This is a genomic window from Mesorhizobium sp. WSM4846, from assembly GCF_055811415.1.
The window spans coordinates 1-1,022 of sequence record NZ_JBVVPZ010000101.1; the positions used below are offsets into that span (position 1 = coordinate 1).

Sequence of the window (1,022 nt, forward strand, 5' to 3'; positions counted from 1 at the left end):
GACAAGTTCGAGAACATGGGCGCGCAGATGGTCCGCGAAGTTGCTTCGAAGACCAACGACATCGCCGGCGACGGCACCACGACCGCGACCGTTCTGGCGCAGTCGATCGTCCAGGAAGGCCACAAGGCGGTTGCCGCCGGCATGAACCCGATGGACCTGAAGCGCGGCATCGATCTCGCGGTTAGCGACGTCGTCGCGACGCTGATCAAGAACGCCAAGAAGATCAAGACCTCGGAAGAGGTTGCCCAGGTCGGCACCATCGCCGGCAATGGCGATGCTTCGGTCGGCTCGATGATCGCCGAAGCGATGCAGAAGGTCGGCAATGAGGGCGTCATCACGGTCGAGGAAGCCAAGACCGCCGAGACCGAACTCGAAGTCGTCGAAGGCATGCAGTTCGACCGCGGCTATCTCTCGCCCTACTTCGTCACCAACGCCGACAAGATGGTTGCGGATCTGGAAGACGCCTACATCCTTCTCCACGAGAAGAAGCTCTCCAATCTGCAGGCCATGCTGCCGATCCTCGAGGCTGTCGTGCAGACCTCGAAGCCGCTGGTCATCATTTCGGAAGACGTCGAAGGCGAGGCCCTGGCCACGCTGGTCGTCAACAAGCTGCGTGGCGGCCTGAAGATCGCCGCCGTCAAGGCGCCGGGCTTCGGTGATCGCCGCAAGGCCATGCTGGAAGACATCGCCATCCTCACCGGTGGCCAGGTCATTTCCGAAGACCTCGGCATCAAGCTCGAGAATGTTGGCCTCAACATGCTCGGCCGCGCCAAGAAGGTGTCTATCTCCAAGGAGAACACCACCATCGTCGATGGTGCCGGCAAGAAGGCCGAGATCCAGGGCCGCGTCGCCCAGATCAAGCAGCAGATCGAGGAGACCACCTCGGACTACGACAAGGAGAAGCTGCAGGAACGTCTCGCCAAGCTGGCGGGCGGCGTTGCCGTCATCCGCGTCGGCGGTGCGACCGAGATCGAAGTCAAGGAAAAGAAGGACCGCGTCGATGACGCCCTCAACGCGACCCG

1 protein-coding gene is annotated in these 1,022 nt (G+C 62.0%); it reads left to right on the plus strand.

Annotated features, from left to right (window positions below; genetic code table 11):
* On the plus strand, positions 1-1,022 hold a 1,022-nt coding region (groEL, locus tag AC0L15_RS33190), incomplete at both ends, for a chaperonin GroEL (protein ID WP_473498412.1).